This window comes from Klebsiella sp. A52 (assembly GCF_018388785.1).
GTDB lineage: Bacteria > Pseudomonadota > Gammaproteobacteria > Enterobacterales > Enterobacteriaceae > Klebsiella > Klebsiella aerogenes.
On record NZ_CP074437.1, the window covers coordinates 1,998,503 to 2,015,262 of the forward strand.

Genomic DNA, 16,760 nt, shown 5'->3' on the forward strand with positions numbered 1-16,760 from the left:
CGGCTCCTTGTTACCAGTAGAAGTATTGCATCAGGAAAATTTTGTCGCTCGGGTCGCCGCTGGCGTTGCTGGTATAGAAACGGCTGTCGGCGGCGGTGGCGAAACGCCCGCCGCCGTATTCGTACCAGATGCCAAATTGCATAAACGCGGTGGTTTCATCAGCGGCGTGGTCCGGGCGGTGTTTGGCGTAGCTGTATGCGGTGGAGAAGTAGAGCCCGCTTAATGCTTCATACATGGCGCTGGCCATAAAGCCGGTTTCACTGCCGGGAACATCCAGCCCTTTGGCGCGGCCGGTATGGTGCCAGGCGCGGAAGGCCAGATTGGGCGACAGAACGCCGGTCAGGAATAGCTGTCCGGTGCCGTCGGTCACTTCAAGGCCGTTCATCCAGGTGACATCTTTGACGATGTCGTACTGCACGTAGCCGTTGACCATTGCCGGATAGGTGTACTTATCGTCATAGCGATCATATTTGCCGAAGTGCAGCCAGGCCTTGCTTTCATCGTGATGACCGGCCGGCGTGGCGGTGACGCTATAGCGGAAATCGCCGCTGCGGTTTTGTACCTTCAGCGCGTACATGATGTCGCGGGTATTGGGGATCACATAACCCAGATCGGGGGTAAAGTCGCCCCACCACTGCAGGTCGTCCAGCGACGAGTCCTGGCGCAGGCTGAGCATGATCTCGGTGTTGTTATCGGTTTTATAGCCGCCATAGAGGCGGTTAAGGCCGCCTTCCACGCCGCCCCAGCTGTGGCCGGGCGTCCAGGCATTGCCCTGGCTATCGGCCTGTACCGTCCAGGCTTCGCCGTAAATCAGCCCGAACCAGTGGCCGTTTTTGACCTCCAGCCCGCCCTCGATATAGGTGCCATCGCTGTATTTATGTTTGTCCTCGCCTTCTAAATCCATGTATCCGCCAACCCCCAATTCGCCGTAAAAGCGATAGGAGGTGGTGGTTAATTCCGGCGTTTTGGTATCGTCGTGCTCGGCCGGATGGACAGTCTCAGCGGCCGCCGCAGGGGCGCAAAAAGCCAGGGCAACGAGTGCCCCGTATAAGTAAGGGTTAGTTTTCATTTTTTTAAGGTATTTAAGAGGTATGGGAAGCCGGAGCCGCTTCTATTTGTTGTTGTTCCTGGGTTAATCCTTTGACGTATCTGCTGTATTTCCACCACGCGAAGCCAAGGAAAATCACGATCCCGCCAACGTTGTAGAAAATAATGGTCAGGATGTTGCCGCCGGTTGGGAAGGTTGAGGCGATGAAGCCGATGGCGAAAATCACAATCAGCATGGATACCACCACGATGCCGGTGGTACGCGAGCCCATGCGGAAATCGCGCGGCAGATGGTCGAGTTTGCGGCGCAGGTTGAGGTAGGCCAGCATGATGAACAGCGGCGGCAGCATGGAAGCGGCGGCGGTCATGTTGATGATGGTGTTCATCAGATCCTGCACGGTGTTGGATCCCAGCGTCGGGATAATCATCAGCGGAATGACGATCAGATACTGGATCCAGGCCGCGCGCGCCGGGACGCCGTTCTCATTGAGCTCGACGGTTTTTTTACCAAAGATGCCGGAGGGAATTTCCGAGAAGAAAATTTTAACCGGGGTGGCGGTCCACATCAGCAGCGAGCCAAACATCGCGGTAAACGAAACGAGGCCTACGAAGCGGTTCATCAGCATTTCCGGCAGGCCAAAGTAAGCCGCCAGGCCGTGGAACACCTGCACCGATCCGCCGGTAAACTTCAGCTCTTTGCTGCTGACGAAGACGTTGATCAGCACGGAGGAGATCGAGTACAGCACGCCGATGAAGATCCCGGCGAGAATGATCACTTTGACGAAGGATTTCGAGCCGCCTTTCACATCGTTGACGTACACCGCCACCGATTCCGCGCCGCCCGCCGCCATAAAGATCCACGTGGTAATACCGAGGAACGCCCAGTTGAAGTTAGGGATCATCGCCTCGACGGTGATCGGATCCGCTGGCTGCACGCCGCCCACCAGCGCGGTACCGGCCAGCAAAATATAGGAGAGCGTCAGCAGCAGCATCAGCGATGAGGTAACGGAGGTGATAGGCCCCAGCATTTTCGCGCCGTTGGTGGAGATCCAGGTGGAGAAAGCGAACAGCGCCATGCTCAACACGGTGGTGGCGAACGGCGTCAGAATGTATTCGTAGCCGAGGAAGGCGTAAGAGGCATAGGCGATCACGCGCGGCAGCAGCGAGGTGAAGAAAAACAGGTTTACGAACCAGTAAGTATAGGCGGTGATAAACGCCCAACGGCCGCCGAGCGAACTCTTCACCCAGGCGTAAACCCCGGCCTCGGAGTTTTTATTCAGTGACACGAACTCGGCGATAATCAGGCAAAACGGAATGAAGTAGAACAGGGTAGCGAGGAAGAACATCGGCGCCGACGCCAGCCCCAGTTCGATATTGTTGTTGATGACGTTATTGAAACTGTAAACGGCGGCAAAGGTCAGCGATAGCAGGCCGAACTTGCCGATGGTATTACGTTTAGTATCAGACATAACACATCTCCACACATTGTCCTTCAGAGGGTCGCTGAAGGGGTTGTGTTGTTTGTAGGGTAGAGGTAGTTAAGAATTAATGTTGATTTTAGTAAAAGTTTTAGTAAATAGAAGTAAAGAAACCGAATAGCTTTAACTCGATCACGAAAAAGGTTGAGTAATACGTAATCAGGAGAGGGTTAAAAAAATCCCGCCAGCCGACCAGGGGCTGACGGGACGACAGGAACGTTATTTACCGGCGGCGGCAGCGTTAACCGGCGCCGCGGCGCGCAGACGTTGCTGCTTTTTTTCAAAGCGGGTGATCCACCACCACGCCAGGCCGGAGAAGACCGCGGTCATAAAGACGTTGATAAAGAAAGCGTTAACCAGATCGACGCCCGGCGGGAAGGCCGAAGCGGTCATGCTAACCACGAAAATCACAATCAGCATCGATACCACGCTCATGCCCACTTTCCTTGAGCCCATACGGAAATCGCGCGGCGTGTCATCGTGTTTCCAGCGGAAGACGAAGTAGGCGGCCATGATGAACAGCGGCGGCAGCATGGCGGTACCGGCGGTGAGATTAATGGCGGTGTTCATCATCTGCTGCACGCTGGCGGAGCCGAAGCCGTTAACAATCAGCATCAGGAAGACGAACAGGAACTGCCACCAGGCGGCGCGTACCGGCACGCCGTGGGCGTTCAGCTCGGTGGTTTTCTGGCCGTAGATACCTTTCGGGATTTCCGAGAAGTGGATTTTGACCGGCGCGGCGGTCCACATCATCATGCTGCCGAAGATAGCGATAAACAGGATGATGCCGACGAAGCGGCCCATCAGCGCTTCAGAAATGTGGAAGTAGGCGCCGAGACCGGTAAAGATTTCCACCATTCCGCCGGCGTAGGTCAGGTTTTCACGGGCGACAAAGACGTTAACCAGCAGCGAACCTAAGGCGTACATACCGCCAATCAGCACTCCGGCGGTGATGATGACTTTAATAAAGGATTTCTGCCCGCCCTTGGTGTCGTTGAGGTAGGCGGCAACGGTTTCCGCGCCGCCCGCGGCCTGGAAAATCCAGCACATGATACCGAGCGTCGCCCAGTTGATGGTCGGCTCCATCGCCGCCAGGGTAATCGGCTGCGCCGGGACGTGACCGGAACCCAGCGCGGTCAGCGCGCCGACGACGTAAATCGCGAACAAAGCGAACACGCCGTAGGCTACGCATTCGGAAATTTTACCCAGCCAGGTCGCCCCTTTGGTGGATATATGGGTAGCCATGGCGAACAGCACGATGGAGATAAGCGAGGTCACCATCGGCGAGAAGGGGATCGCGTAACCGGTGATCGCGTATGAGGCGTAGGCCACCACGTTCGGCAACAGCGAGAGGAAAAAGAACAGGTTCACAAACCAGTAGAGGAAGGAACCAAGATAGGCGGCGCGGGTCCCCAGCGGCTGCTTCAGCCATGCGTACATCCCGGATTCGGAGTGTTTGTTGGCCGAGACGAATTCGGCGATGATAAACACGAATGGGATAAAGTAAACGATAGTGGCGAATAAGAAGATAGGCGCGGAACTGAGCCCTAACTCAATGTTGTTATTGACGATATTTCGCACGTTAAAGACGGCGGTAAAGGCCATCGATAGCAGCGCGAACTTGCCGATTTTGGCACGTACAGATTCGGACATACGTCCTCCAATCATTCATCTACCCGCCGCAGCGGGCTGGAACCGAAAGGCCAACGGGCTTACCCGTTGACCTCCCTTGTCGCTTAATGCGGGTTTACTTATTGAGGAAGTATCCGTCTTCAACCGTGACTCGCAGCACCACTTTTTTTACCGGCGCATCGCAGATAAAGCGGTAGGCTTCGTCGATATCGCAAATCACCATCTGCCCTTCGTGAACCTTCACCGTTTCACCGATCCCTTTCAGGTATTCGCGATCGGTTTCGTCGCGGTAGCAGGCGACGGTTTGCAGATTTTCTTTGGCGGCAAACTCGATTTTCTGCTGCCCCTGCAGGTAATAGTGCACCTCAAAGTAGCGGCGATTGCCGACAAATAGCGCGTCGGTCGTACTATCGTTTTCCACCCGATAGGAGAGCGAATCACCAATGGAATGCGCCACACCCGGGCGGATGTTGTCGATGTTATTGATGGCTTCCACGCAGCGCTGCCATTTGCGGCCGCTATGATAAACCTGCTTAAACTGTTCTAAATTATCGAGAATTCTCATTGTTCAGCCTCGCTGTGTGCAACGGGGGAAAAGAAACCGGCGCCGAAGCTATGGTTCGCCAGTACCTGCGAGGTGCCGCATCCGCCCTCCAGCGGCAGCAGCGTAAAGCCATAGTTGAAGGTGTTGAGCCAGACGCGCCAGCTATCCAGCACTTCGCTGCCCCAGGAGTTGGAGCCGAGGCCGAGCAGTTGCGCATCGATATTCAGGGTGATGTCATCGCTGCGCTGCAGTTCGTTGCAGTGCTGGGCGGCGTGCAGGTTTTCTGCCGTATAATGCCAGGCGCTGATGTTGAGCGTATTGCGCGGAACGACCAACAGACCGCTGCCGTGGCGGTCGCTGAACGATGCCCAGCGCACGTGCTGACGATTACCGTTGTTCTGCGGGAACGGATAATTGACGAACATATCGTCGACGGTGGTATGCCAGATATCAATGATGTTGCTTTGCTGGCTGTCGGCGTAGTTCTCGCCCGGCCCGCGGCCATAGTAGTTCACCTGGTCGAACTCACCGTTAATGCCCAGCATAAAGCCGATGCACGGGACGATGTGTGGATAGTCGCCGTAGCGCTCGCCGGCCAGCTCAACGTTGATGTGGCCCTGTGGGGTAATCTGCCAGCGATAGGTACAACGCATACCGAAGTCGAACACCGGCGGCGCAATCACGCTGCGGGTGGTGATCACCACCGTTTCGCCCTCTATTTCAGCGCTGAATTCGCGCAGATGCTCCTGCATTATCTGCAGGTGGGCCGGCTGCCACAGTCCTTCGTATTCCTGTTTATGGTTATCAATCATTGGCTTGAAGAAGTTAATCTTCGGCTCGCGGGTTACCTGGTCGACGCCGTTGAACTGCCATTCGCTCAGTTTGCCGCTGACCTTGCTGAACACCACGCGGAAGTTATGGCCGCAGATGGTGTAGCTGAGGCGTTCATCGACAATCTGCAGTGGCGTGGCGCTGGCGTTTAACAGCGGCGTTCGCGCGGCGGTTCGCGCTTTAAGCGGGAACTGATAGACGGCGATATCGTGATTGGCTTCGCTATACGGGGTGCGCGAATCTTTGGTCACCATGATGTTGACGAAAGCTTCACGTTCGTCGAGCTGCGGGAGGGCGATTTGCAGGTCGCGGCCGCTGTTCGGCGCCAGGTCTTTCACTTTCAGCAACTGACTGGAGAGCGTTTCGCCTTCGGCGCGCACTTCAACGCGCAGGGTGTAGTCATCGAGAGTGGAGAACCACAGTTTGTTTTCCACCCGCAGTTCGCCGCGGCAGATATCCCGCGCCTGCACTTTTACCGGGGCGATGACCTGTTTGTATTCGCGCAGGCCCGGCCCCGGCGTCTGGTCGGAGAAAATCAGGCCATCAAGACAGAAGTTGTAGTTGTTCGGGTAGTCACCATAATCGCCGCCGAATTTGTACCACACCGCGCCGTTTTCGTCGCTGGCCTGAATACCGTGGTCGCACCATTCCCACACGTAGTGGCCCTGGATACAGTCGTGCTGGTAAAAAACGTTCTGATATTCAGTTAGTCCGCCGGGACCGTTGCCCATCGCATGGGCGTATTCGCAAATAATGCGTGGTTTTTCATGTGGGTGCTCGCCGAATTCGTTCATCAGCGGTACGCGGGTATACATCGTGGAGATGATATCCACCACCTCGGCGTCGCGATCCTCTTCGTAGTGCACCAGTCGGGTATCATCCAGCGCTTTGGTGGCGTGGTACATGGCGCGGATGTTGCAGCCATAACCGGATTCGTTACCCAGCGACCAGATGACGATCGACGGATGGTTTTTCTGCGCGTGCACGTGGCGCACGATGCGCTCAACGTAGATGTGTTCCCAGGCCGGGTCGTCGGTGATGGCGCTGAGGTTGCCGACGTTGGCGAAACCGTGGGACTCCACGTCGGTTTCCGCCATCACGAACAGTCCGTAGATATCGCACATTTCATAGAAACGCGGGTCGTTCGGGTAGTGGGCGGTGCGCACCGAGTTGATGTTGTGCTGCTTCATCAGCAGCAGATCTTTTTCCACGCGATCCATGCCGACCGCGCGGCCTTTCAGATGATCGTTATCGTGGCGGTTTACGCCGTGCAGCATCACGTAGCGGTTATTGATATAGAACAGGCCGTCGCGCACTTTGATATCGCGGAAACCGACGCGCTGCGGGATGATTTCCAGCACCTCGCCGGCGGCGTTCTTTAACGTCAGCACCAGATGATAAAGATACGGGCTTTCCGCCGACCACTGCTGCGGCGCGCTCACATCAATCGTGAAGCCAGTGTTCAGCTGCTGGCTGACCTGCAGTTGACCGACGTTGCCCGAATAAAGCGCCTTTTCGCCGTCGAACAGGGTATATTCCAGCGTCGCCGCCGCCGTCTGCGGAGCCAGGTTTTCCAGCGTCAGCTGGCAGGAGAGGGTCGCGTCGATGTAGTCATCGTTAAAATCGGTGCGCACGGTGAAATCCTGCACGTGCAGCGGATTTTTCCCCACCAGATAGACGTCGCGGAAAATGCCCGCCGACCACCACATGTCCTGATCTTCAATATAGGTGGAGTCCGCCCACTGCATCACGCGCACGCACAGCAGGTTATCGCCGGTTTGCACCGCCGCGCTGATATCGAACTCGGCGGTCAGGCGGCTGCCTTTGCTAAAGCCGATGTACTGACCGTTAACGTAGACTTCGAAATAGGTTTCGACGCCATCGAATTTGATGATGGTTTGTTTGCCCTGCCAGCCGTCGCCGAGGGTGAACAGGCGCTGGTAGGCGCCGGTCGGGTTATCGGTCGGGACATAGGGCACGTCGATGGGGAAGGGGAAACCTTCGTCGGTGTACTGCAGCTGGCCGTGGCCTTCCATCTGCCACATACCCGGTACGGTAATTGGCCCCCACTCGTTCTGATAGCATGAGGTAAAGCTCTCCGGTACCAGCAGCGGGTTGGTGAAAAAGCGAAAGTTCCACTGCCCGCTGAGGGACAGGAAGCGGCTGCTGGTTTCGCGGGCGAAGGTCCGCGCCTGGGCCAGTGAGTCGTAAGAGAAGAAATACGCCCGCGGCGGCAGCCTGTTTTCATGAGTGAGTTGAAGGTTTTCCCAGCGATTCATATCGCCTCCCTGAACGGCTTAATAAGATAAAACTCATTTTAGTAAAACTTTTACTAAATAAAATCGTCAGGGATGATTTACTTTAACTTGATCACAAAATGAGCCACTTTATGCCGGGTGGCGGCTTCGCCTTACCCGGCCTACAGAATGGCGTTCCGGCCAGGACCGGTAGCCCGGCCAGGCGTAGCGCCGCCGGGGAACTGGATGGGGGATGAAGCCGCTTTATGCCGGGTGGCGGCTGCGCCTTACCCGGCCTACAGAATGGCGTTCCGGCCAGGGCTGGTAGCCCGGCTAAGCGAAGCGCCGCCGGGATGGGGTTGGATTAACGGGTGGTGCCGCGCAACTTCAACACGCTGGGAACAAAAACGTTAAGCGGCAGGGCGCGGCCATCGCGGGCCTTCTCGATCAGCAGGTTCACCCCCTGACTACCCATCATTTCGGAGTGGATCCGCACCGTCGACAGCGGCGGGAAGGTAAAGCGCGCGGTGGGGATATCGTTGACGCTAATCAGCGAAATATCTTCCGGGATCGCCAGCCCGCGTTCGTGAATGGCGCGCAGCACGCCGATGGCGATGGAGTCCGAGGCGACAAACAGCGCCCGCGGAAATTCCGCTTGCGCCAGCATCTGCTTCGCCAGCTCATAACCGGACGAGCTGGAAAAACCGCCGCGCCAGATATCATCGGCTGAAACCACGCCCTTCAACTGGCCGTACTCCACAAACGCCACTTCGCGAATATCGGCCTTGCCGGGCTGGTCCTGGCCGCCGATAAATCCAATACGCGACGCGCCCTGCTGGATAAAGAAGTCGACCACCTCTTTGGCGATACGTACCAGGTCGATATCCACCGCATCGTACGGGCTACCGGCTTCGTGGAAATCAATAAAGCAGATATTGTCGGTCAGCGCGCTGGCGGTTTCGCGCAGCTCGCGCGTCGGCTGGCCGATAATCAATACGCCGGTGACTTTTTTCAGCTCGGGCAGGGTGTTATTGAGATAGCAGTTGGTGAGCTCGATGGCGAGCTTTTCGCACTGGGTTTCAATACCGTGGCGAATGGCGAGATAGTAAGGGTCGTTAATTTCCAGCTCTTGCTGGTAGCTGTACAGCGCCAGGATATGATGGTGGCCGACGGGTAGGACCTGCGTTTTACGCGCGCTGCTGCTTTTATACTCCAGCTTCTCCGCAATCTCGAGAATGCGATGCTTGGTCTCTTCTTTCACGTTCAGGGTGGGATCGTCGTTTAACACCCGGGAAACCGTCGCCAGCGAAACACCCGCTTCGGTCGCAATGTCTTTTAGCGTTGCCATCTTTTTCCTTTATCGGACGTTGCCCATGTTTGCTCATCCATTGTAAAGCAAGCGTCGCGTCCTGCACCTTATTTCAGTAAAAAACGCCTGCGCGCGAGGGCTGTTTTCCCCGGCGATAGCGTGACAGAAGTAGCATTATTCTCAGCATTATGCAGACGAACGGCAAAAACTTGCTATCTTTTAGTAAAAATTTACTGGAGCTGAGAGATGGATACCGTAGCTTACGCTGATTTTGCCAAACTGGAGATGCGCGTCGGCAAGATTGTCGAGGTGAAGCGCCATGACAATGCTGACAAACTGTACATTGCGCGGATTGATGTCGGCGACCGCACGCTGCAGACGGTCACCAGCCTGGTGCCCTACTACAGCGAAGAAGAGCTGCTGGGGAAAACGGTGGTGGTGCTGTGTAATCTGGCGAAAGCCAAAATGCGTGGTGAAACGTCTGAGTGCATGCTGTTATGCGCGGAAACCGAGGATGAAAGCGAAAGCGTGCTGTTGACGCCGGAACGCATCATGCCGGCAGGCGTGCGGGTGGTATAACGCTAAAATACCCTCTCCCGGCGGGAGAGGGTAGCGTGTGAATTACGTCTCTTCGACCGATATGCGCAGTGCCGCCAGCGCCTTGCGCGCCGCCTTCAGCACCTGCTCGCACTGCTCGAGGGTGAGCGTCAGCGGCGGTTCAACGCGGATCGTCTTGGCGTTGTTTAACGTCCCGGCGACCAGCACCCGCTGTCTGAACATCTCGCTGGCAAAGTTATAGCCAATCTCGTTATCGACAAACTCAATGGCCATCAGCATGCCTTTCCCACGAACTTCATTCACCAGATCCGGATATTCGCGCGCCAGTTGACGGAAGCCGTCCAGCAACAGATCGCCTTTTTGCTCCGCCTGCGCCGGCAGGTTCTGCGAGAGCAAGACGTTGATCGTCGCCAGCGCCGCCGCGCAGGCCAGCGGGTTGCCGCCGAAGGTGGTGGTGTGCAGGAATGGGTTATCGAACAGCACCGAGAAGACCTCTTCCGTCGCCACCGTCGCGCCGATCGGCATTACGCCGCCGCCGAGCGCTTTGGCCAGACACAGAATATCCGGCTGCACGTTTTCATGCTCGCAGGCGAACATCTTGCCGGTGCGGCCCATGCCGGTCTGTACTTCGTCGAGGATCAGCAACGCGCCAAACTCGTCGCACAGTTTACGGACCGCCGGTAAGTAACCCGCCGGCGGCAGGATCACGCCGCCTTCGCCCTGGATAGGCTCAAGGATCACCGCCGCGACGTCATCACCGGTTTTCTTGCATTCGCTCAGAATGGAACGCATGGCGTTAATATCGCCGAACGGCACGTGACGGAAGCCCGGCAGCAGCGGCATAAACGGTTTACGGAAGGTCGATTTCGCGGTGGCCGACAGCGCGCCCAGCGATTTACCGTGGAACGCGCCGCTGGTGGCGACGAAGGTAAATTTGCCGCGCGGAGACTGATAGGCTTTTGCCAGCTTCAGCGCCGCTTCCACCGATTCCGTGCCGCTATTGCAGAAGAAACTGTATTTGAGCTTGCCGGGCGTTAAGGCCGCCAGCGTTTTCGCCAGCATGGCCCGCAGCGGGTCCAGCAGCTCCTGGCTGTGAAGCGGTTGTTTCGCGAGTTGATTTTCGACGGCGGATACCACAACTGGATTACGGTGCCCTACATTGAAGATGCCAAACCCACCAAGGCAGTCGATAAACTCCTGTCCCTGGGTGTCGACAAGCGTATTTAACCCTCCCGCTTGCCACTCTACGGCTCCGTAATCCCCGCCGGCTGTGACCGATTTTCTATACTCCAGAAACCCCGGGTTCACATGTTCTTTAAAGTATTCTCTCACCTCCTGGTTCAGTGCTTTCATTTCGTCATGGGAGAGCGATTGCTTCTCGATGAGATTCAGTGCGTGCGCGCTGCAGGCCAGAGCCGATGCGCTGGAAGGTAACCTGTTCAAAATGTGCTCCTGGGGGGGCGTATCACATGATACTGAATTAAGTATTGCAGGGATTACGCCAGCCTGGCAGCGACGATGAAAATCGGGATAAACGCAAAGTTAAGGCGCAAATGTGCAAAATTTAATCTCATAACTTAATTATTGGCACGTTTTATTCCTGAGGCTGCAAGATAAACTGCCGTTGGGGTGTGAAGCGGTATGAATTGGGGTGGTGCAGGCTGCCGCGTGATGGAGCAGCCTGGGAACTATTGTGGTGCGAGAGGTTAATCGAGCTGGGAGATTTCCATCGCCGCGCGGTCAATCACGCCGATGATCTGTTTCAATTGAGCGTCGCTGATGCTCTGCTGGTTGACCTTCAGGTCCAGCACCGCTTTAAAGTTCTCCAGCGCGCGTTTCATCTGCGGATTTTTGCGCAATTCGCAGCCGACCATGCGTTCCTGCAGGCGCGTCTGAATTTGGCTTAACAGCTCGCCGCTTTCGGCGCGCAGGCGGCGCCCCTCTTCAGTGATAGCGATTTTTTTACGCCCATTCTCCTCTTCTACGCTAATCAATCCCTGATCCTGCAGCAGGTCGAGCGTCGGATAGATGACGCCGGGGCTGGGGCTGTAATTGCCCTGCGTCAGCGCCTCAATCTCTTTAATCAGCTCATAGCCGTGGCTGGCGTTGCGCGAAAGGATATCGAGGATCACCAGGCGCAATTCGCCGTGGCCAAAGAAACGCTGGCGGCGTCCGCCGCCGCGACGGCCCTGTTCGCCGTGGCCCTCTTCGTGATGATGTCGCATCGATGTCTCCTGTATTTTTGATATATCTAATTTATATCTAAAAAATAATAAATGACAACGGTTTATTTTTAATTGACTGATATAATTGAATTTGTTTTTGATTTTGGCTTTATTGTGACTTTCTCTCGCTTTATATCAAAAAAAACTTGCCATTTTCACTAATGGCAATCATTATCATTTGCACTGAGTTTAGATATATCTATTTACCCTTCACCAAGGCGACGACGGATGACCACAATTAAACAAGCAAAATATCCGCAGCGCGTGCGTAACGAACTACGTTTTCGCGAATTAACCGTGCTGCGCGTTGAGCGTATCGGCCAGGCGTTCCAGCGGATTGTGCTGGGCGGCGAGGCGCTGGATGGCTTTGTTTCCCAGGGTTTTGACGACCACACTAAACTGTTTTTCCCGCAGGCGGGCAGCGTATTTACGCCGCCGGAAGTGACCGACGAAGGCATTAACTGGGGCGAGGGCGTGCGCCCGGCGACCCGTGACTACACGCCGCTGTACGATGCCGAACGCCACGAGCTGGCTTACGATTTTTATATCCACGATGGCGGTATTGCCAGCCGCTGGGCGCTGGAAGCCAACGTCGGCGATAAGCTGGTGATCGGCGGGCCGCGCGGTTCGCTGGTGGTGCCGGAAGATTACGCCTGGCAGCTTTATGTCTGTGACGAGTCGGGAATGCCGGCGCTGCGCCGCCGCCTGCTGGGATTGCGCCAGCTGCCGGTGACGCCGCAGGTGACGGCCATCGTCTCTATTGCGGATGCTTCGTATAAAGATTATCTGGCGGATCTCGACGGCTTTAATATCGAATGGGTGGTAGGCCACCACCCGGCGTTCGTCGCCGAGCGTCTGGCACAGGTTAAGGTGCCGTCAGAAGATTATTTCATCTGGCTGACCGGAGAAGGCGGCGTGGTGAAATCGCTGCTGGCGCGCTTTGAGGATCCGAGTATCGATCAGCAGCTGGTGCGTTCGCAGGCGTACTGGCATAGCAAATAATAGATAGAGCGGTAAACCCGGATGGCGGCGCGTTGCGCCTTCTCCGGGCTACCTTTCAATGGTGTTATGTCGCCCCGGTAAGCGCAGCGCCACCGGGGGAGGTTTAGCGTTCCGCCAGCGCCTTAAACACCATCGCTACCGCGTGAGCGCCGGGGTCCATATTGCCGAGCAGGCTCTCGCTGTTGAGATAGGAGGCGCGTCCGGCACCGGCTTTGCTCGACTGGCAGGTGCGATCCGCGCCGGCCTGCGCCGCGACGAAAGCGGCCTGCAGATTATCCGGTTCGGCCAGCAGCGCCGCCAGCGCCGGCTGCAGGGCATCAATCATCGTCCGGTCTCCCTCATCGGCGCCGCCGTAAAATTTCATCTGCCCCAGACCGGCATTTAGCGCTTCCGCCATGCTGGCGCCTTGCTCCAGCTTCTGTCCGGCGGCGGTGAAGAAAATCGACATCAAGACGCCGCTGGAGCCGCCCATTACCACCGTCAGGCGTTCGCCAATCAGTGCGAACAGCGTGGGTAAATCATTGAGCGGCAGTTGCTGGCGTTGCAGCAGAGCGGCAATCTCGCGCGCGCCGGCGGCGAAAGTGGAGCCGGTATCGCCGTCGCCCACTTTGGCGTCCAGCGCGTTGAGATGGGCTTCGAGGCCGGAGAGGGTGCAGGTCACCTGCGCCACGTAATCGCCCACCTGCGGGTTGGCCGATGGCGTAAAGGCGACGCGTGCGCTGGCAAGCGCGGACGGCATGATATTAACAGCCCGCGGCTGCACCGGCTTCTGCCAACTGGCGGTTTCGACATCCGACAGCAGCGCCTTTTCAATGCTCTCTTCCAGCACGATAGTGGTCAGCGAGAAGCCTTTCATATCCAGCGCCGTTACCAGCGAAGCGGGGCCAATCAACCAGTCAACGCGCGCATGGAGTGGGGTGTTGGCCAGCTCGCGGGTCAGAATCGCCATCTCGGCCACCGACACGCCGCCGAGATTATTGAGCATCACCGCCAGGCGGCCGGTTTCAGGTAGGGCGGCGGTTAGCTTCTCTACCATAATCTGCATGATTTCCGCGCTGTTATGGGTCGCGATCGTCGAAGCTCCCGGCTCGCCGTGGATGCCCATCCCCAGCTCGGCGTGGCCAGGCTGATGGCGCGGCGCGCTTTCCGCTTCCTGCGGCAGGTGACAGCTGGCCAGCGCCACCCCGATGCTGGCGGTATGGTTGGCGGCGTATTGCGCTTCGCGCAGGACGGTGGCGAGGTTGAAGCCGCGCTCGGCGAAATAGCCCGCCACTTTATGCACCAGAATGGTCCCGGCGATACCGCGCGGCTGTTTGTTATCCGGCAGCGAAATATCGTCGCCGACGATCAGCATCTCCACGTTGTAGCCAAGACGGCGCGCTTTCTCCGCCGCGAGGCCGAAGTTAAGCCGATCGCCGGTGTAGTTTTTAACGATCAGCAGACAGCCCGCCTCGCCGGTCACCGCCTGAATCGCGGTGAGTACCGCATCGACGCTCGGCGAGGCGAACAGATCGCCGGAGACCGCGGCGGTCAGCATGCCTTTACCAATAAAGCCGACGTGCGCTGGTTCATGGCCGGAGCCGCCGCCGGAAATCACCGCCACGTTGTTTTTATTCAGATCGCGGCGCACCACTACGCGGATCGCCGGGTCGCTCTCCAGCCTGGCGAGGTTGTTCCACGGGCTGGCAATAATGGTTCCCTCGATCACGTCGTTAACGAGGCTGGCGCGCTGGTTAAAAAAGAATTGAGACATAGTGGTTCCTGAAGAGTAAGCGAAAACTCACCCTCCGGAGGCGGGCCTCCGGAGTGGTAACGGTCAAAGTGGATTTAGCGACGAATAAGACGTTGCTGACGCATATCGAGCGTGATGGCTTCGCCAGGCTGAATATCATTCAGCGCGTTGCCCTGCTGGCATAACCAGGCGATCCCCGCCGCGCGGGCGATAATCGCGCCGTGGGCCTGTTCGCTGCCGTCGCGCAGGCACAGGCCGGTGACCTTGCTGGCATCCAGTTGGAGTACGGTCGAGGGATAAATATTGTCGGCGATAATAATCGTCGGCTCACTGGCGAATGGCAGCGTCTCCTTAATACCCTGCAGATGGCGTAGCGTGCGCTGCAGAATATCTTCGATATCGATATAGCGCGCCTGCAGGTAGGCGTCATCCAGCTGGCGATACTGTTGGCTGAGCTCCATCAGCACCTGATGCCACGCCCATTCCGCTGAGCACTGTTCGGTGAGCAGACGATCGTTGGCGGCATCAAACAGATCTTCATCGTCGAGTAAAGTGTGATGACCGGCGAAGATCGCCGCGATATCGGCGTTAAATTTGTTTTCCGCCAGCTCGGTGAGCGCATTGAGATCGGCCAGCGTCTGGTCGATCGCCTGGCGCAGGCGTTGCTGCTCGCGAGCAACGTCGGCGGCGGCGGGGAGCGCCGGTTGGATCGGCGCCAGCGGATAAAGCAGCGCCGCGCCTTCAACACGCACAGGTATGGCGGGTTCCGCAGTCGGCTGCACCTCCGGCGACTCGCCGAAGTTATCGGCGGCTAGCGCCTGAAACGCCGCCAGCGCCGCATCGGCGTCCGGACCGCGAGCCAGCAGGCGCAGCTTATCGTGGCGGCGCACCTGCAGCAGAGCGATTTGATTCAGACTGTCCGGGGTGACGCATTTGCCGTTTTTCTCCAGCACCAGGTCGGCGTTAAAACCCGCCAGCGCGGCGACCAGCTTCGATGCCGGACGCACGTGCAGGCCGTTGTGATTGTTAATAATGACTGAAACCGATTTAGCGTCGCCGTCGTCAGCAAGCGTTGGGGCGGCGGCGTCAGGCGTGTGCGAGGGTAAACCCAGCTGAACCCGCTTGGCTTCCAGGGCGTTCATGGCATCGGCGATAACCTTGTCGATCCCGGCGCCGGAGGCGGCGCTGACGGTGGCCGCCAGCGTCCCTTCGACCAGCGGCGCGGCGCACAGCCGCACCTTTGCCGCAATCGCCGGATCGAGCAGATCGAGGGCGGTTTCGGCGCTGAGCAGGGCGCTGCCGATATCCATCATCACCAGTACATGGTCGGTGTCGGCGACGGATTCGATCGCCTCCATGACTTTAATCGGATCGGTGCCGATCGGGCTGTCGGGATCGTCGATCCCGGCGGCGATCGCCAGCTTACAGCCATCGTTCATTAACATCTGCCGGGCCAGTTCTCCGACACCTTCGCCCAGCCGGGCGCTATGAGAAACAATAACCAGGTTTACCATCGCGATTTCCTTACTCTTTGGCGGCGGCAGCCAGCATCTGAACCATAAACAGCACCGAGGTCGCGCCGGGATCCTGATGCCCGATACTGCGCTCGCCGAGATAGCTGGCGCGGCCTTTACGCGCCTGCATGGTGATGGTGGCGTGGGCGGCGCGCTCGGCCACTTCGCAGGCGGCATCCAGCGCGGCAGGGATAGACAGATGCTGCTCGCTGGAATGACGCAGGGATTCCACTACCGGCAGCCAGACGTCGCACATCGTCTTATCGCCCGGCTCCGCTTTACCGCGGTTGACGACGCCGTCCGCGCCTTCGCGGATCATCTGATAAAGTTCGTCGAGGGTCAGGCTCTGATGCGCCTGGGTGACCTGGGCGGCGCGGATAAAAAAGGTGCCGAACAGCGGGCCGCTGGCGCCGCCGACGTTGGAAAGCAGCGTCATCCCGGTATTCTTGAGAATAAAACCGATGTCTTTATCGGCGATCGACGGCAGCTTTTCGACGACTTTGCTGAAGCCGCGATGCATATTGAGGCCGTGGTCGGCGTCGCCGATCTCTTTATCAAGGCCGGTGAGAAAATCGCTCTGTTTGGTGAAAATGTCGCCGCAGCGGTACAGCCAGTCGACGATTTGCGTTCTGTTCAGTGACATGTCGTGCT

13 protein-coding genes are annotated in these 16,760 nt (G+C 57.6%); 2 read left to right on the forward strand and 11 right to left on the reverse strand.

Annotated elements, in window-relative coordinates:
* Nucleotides 1-10 precede the first annotated feature (10 nt).
* The 6 genes from ygjJ to ebgR all read right to left on the reverse strand — a co-directional run bounded on the left by ygjJ (nt 11) and on the right by ebgR (nt 9,117).
* Complete coding sequence (gene ygjJ, locus KGA69_RS09455) at nt 11-1,069, reverse strand: protein YgjJ (protein ID WP_045392273.1); 1,059 nt, start codon at nt 1,067-1,069, stop codon at nt 11-13.
* Nucleotides 1,070-1,082: 13 nt separating this feature from the next.
* On the reverse strand, nt 1,083-2,516 hold the full coding sequence (locus KGA69_RS09460) for an amino acid permease (RefSeq protein WP_045392271.1): 1,434 nt from the start codon (nt 2,514-2,516) through the stop codon (nt 1,083-1,085).
* 228 nt (nt 2,517-2,744) lie between these two features.
* On the reverse strand, nt 2,745-4,178 hold the full coding sequence (locus tag KGA69_RS09465; protein WP_009485171.1) for an amino acid permease: 1,434 nt from the start codon (nt 4,176-4,178) through the stop codon (nt 2,745-2,747).
* A 94-nt stretch (nt 4,179-4,272) separates the two neighbouring features.
* The gene (locus tag KGA69_RS09470) at nt 4,273-4,722 is read right to left on the reverse strand and encodes a beta-galactosidase subunit beta (RefSeq protein ID WP_047077812.1); all 450 of its coding nucleotides are present in this window, start codon (nt 4,720-4,722) and stop codon (nt 4,273-4,275) included.
* The gene (gene ebgA / locus KGA69_RS09475; protein ID WP_213293030.1) at nt 4,719-7,811 is read right to left on the reverse strand and encodes a beta-galactosidase subunit alpha; all 3,093 of its coding nucleotides are present in this window, start codon (nt 7,809-7,811) and stop codon (nt 4,719-4,721) included. Before ebgA ends, KGA69_RS09470 begins: the two co-directional genes overlap by 4 nt.
* Nucleotides 7,812-8,133: 322 nt before the next feature.
* On the reverse strand, nt 8,134-9,117 hold the full coding sequence (gene ebgR / locus KGA69_RS09480) for a transcriptional regulator EbgR (RefSeq protein ID WP_009485173.1): 984 nt from the start codon (nt 9,115-9,117) through the stop codon (nt 8,134-8,136).
* A gap of 207 nt (nt 9,118-9,324) precedes the next feature.
* On the opposite strand from ebgR, the gene KGA69_RS09485 reads away from it, so the two are divergent.
* Nucleotides 9,325-9,657: a tRNA-binding protein gene (locus KGA69_RS09485; protein ID WP_032712556.1), complete on the forward strand. Its 333-nt coding sequence runs from the start codon at nt 9,325-9,327 to the stop codon at nt 9,655-9,657.
* 42 nt (nt 9,658-9,699) lie between these two features.
* Here KGA69_RS09485 and ygjG read toward each other — a convergent pair whose 3' ends face one another.
* Both ygjG and KGA69_RS09495 read right to left on the reverse strand, forming a co-directional pair.
* Nucleotides 9,700-11,079, reverse strand: coding sequence for a putrescine aminotransferase (ygjG, locus tag KGA69_RS09490; RefSeq protein ID WP_020077886.1), 1,380 nt, complete (start codon nt 11,077-11,079; stop codon nt 9,700-9,702).
* A gap of 263 nt (nt 11,080-11,342) precedes the next feature.
* Nucleotides 11,343-11,861 (reverse strand): PadR family transcriptional regulator, encoded by a 519-nt coding sequence (locus KGA69_RS09495; RefSeq protein WP_015369599.1) that lies wholly within the window; start codon nt 11,859-11,861, stop codon nt 11,343-11,345.
* Nucleotides 11,862-12,089: 228 nt separating this feature from the next.
* On the opposite strand from KGA69_RS09495, the gene KGA69_RS09500 reads away from it, so the two are divergent.
* Nucleotides 12,090-12,863: a siderophore-interacting protein gene (locus KGA69_RS09500; protein ID WP_047050789.1), complete on the forward strand. Its 774-nt coding sequence runs from the start codon at nt 12,090-12,092 to the stop codon at nt 12,861-12,863.
* Between the two features lie 103 nt (nt 12,864-12,966).
* On the opposite strand, the gene KGA69_RS09505 is transcribed toward KGA69_RS09500, so the two are convergent.
* The 3 genes from KGA69_RS09505 to dhaL form a co-directional block, all read right to left on the reverse strand.
* Nucleotides 12,967-14,616, reverse strand: a complete 1,650-nt coding sequence (locus KGA69_RS09505; RefSeq protein ID WP_213293032.1) for a glycerone kinase — start codon at nt 14,614-14,616, stop codon at nt 12,967-12,969.
* A gap of 74 nt (nt 14,617-14,690) precedes the next feature.
* A complete protein-coding gene (dhaM, locus tag KGA69_RS09510) occupies nt 14,691-16,109 on the reverse strand; it encodes a dihydroxyacetone kinase phosphoryl donor subunit DhaM (RefSeq protein WP_045392255.1) in 1,419 nt (472 codons plus the stop codon).
* 10 nt (nt 16,110-16,119) lie between these two features.
* A complete protein-coding gene (gene dhaL / locus KGA69_RS09515) occupies nt 16,120-16,752 on the reverse strand; it encodes a dihydroxyacetone kinase subunit DhaL (protein ID WP_007372179.1) in 633 nt (210 codons plus the stop codon).
* Nucleotides 16,753-16,760: the final 8 nt, after the last annotated feature.

Excerpts from the sequence above, each read along its gene's own strand:
- dhaL (WP_007372179.1), bottom strand. The coding sequence starts at position 16,752 with ATGTCACTGAACAGAACGCAAATCGTCGACTGGCTGTACCGCTGCGGC.
- KGA69_RS09460 (WP_045392271.1), bottom strand. The coding sequence starts at position 2,516 with ATGTCTGATACTAAACGTAATACCATCGGCAAGTTCGGCCTGCTATCG.
- KGA69_RS09505 (WP_213293032.1), bottom strand. The coding sequence starts at position 14,616 with ATGTCTCAATTCTTTTTTAACCAGCGCGCCAGCCTCGTTAACGACGTG.
- ebgR (WP_009485173.1), bottom strand. The coding sequence starts at position 9,117 with ATGGCAACGCTAAAAGACATTGCGACCGAAGCGGGTGTTTCGCTGGCG.
- ygjJ (WP_045392273.1), bottom strand. The coding sequence starts at position 1,069 with ATGAAAACTAACCCTTACTTATACGGGGCACTCGTTGCCCTGGCTTTT.
- KGA69_RS09485 (WP_032712556.1), top strand. The coding sequence starts at position 9,325 with ATGGATACCGTAGCTTACGCTGATTTTGCCAAACTGGAGATGCGCGTC.
- ebgA (WP_213293030.1), bottom strand. The coding sequence starts at position 7,811 with ATGAATCGCTGGGAAAACCTTCAACTCACTCATGAAAACAGGCTGCCG.
- KGA69_RS09500 (WP_047050789.1), top strand. The coding sequence starts at position 12,090 with ATGACCACAATTAAACAAGCAAAATATCCGCAGCGCGTGCGTAACGAA.
- KGA69_RS09465 (WP_009485171.1), bottom strand. The coding sequence starts at position 4,178 with ATGTCCGAATCTGTACGTGCCAAAATCGGCAAGTTCGCGCTGCTATCG.
- KGA69_RS09470 (WP_047077812.1), bottom strand. The coding sequence starts at position 4,722 with ATGAGAATTCTCGATAATTTAGAACAGTTTAAGCAGGTTTATCATAGC.
- dhaM (WP_045392255.1), bottom strand. The coding sequence starts at position 16,109 with ATGGTAAACCTGGTTATTGTTTCTCATAGCGCCCGGCTGGGCGAAGGT.
- KGA69_RS09495 (WP_015369599.1), bottom strand. The coding sequence starts at position 11,861 with ATGCGACATCATCACGAAGAGGGCCACGGCGAACAGGGCCGTCGCGGC.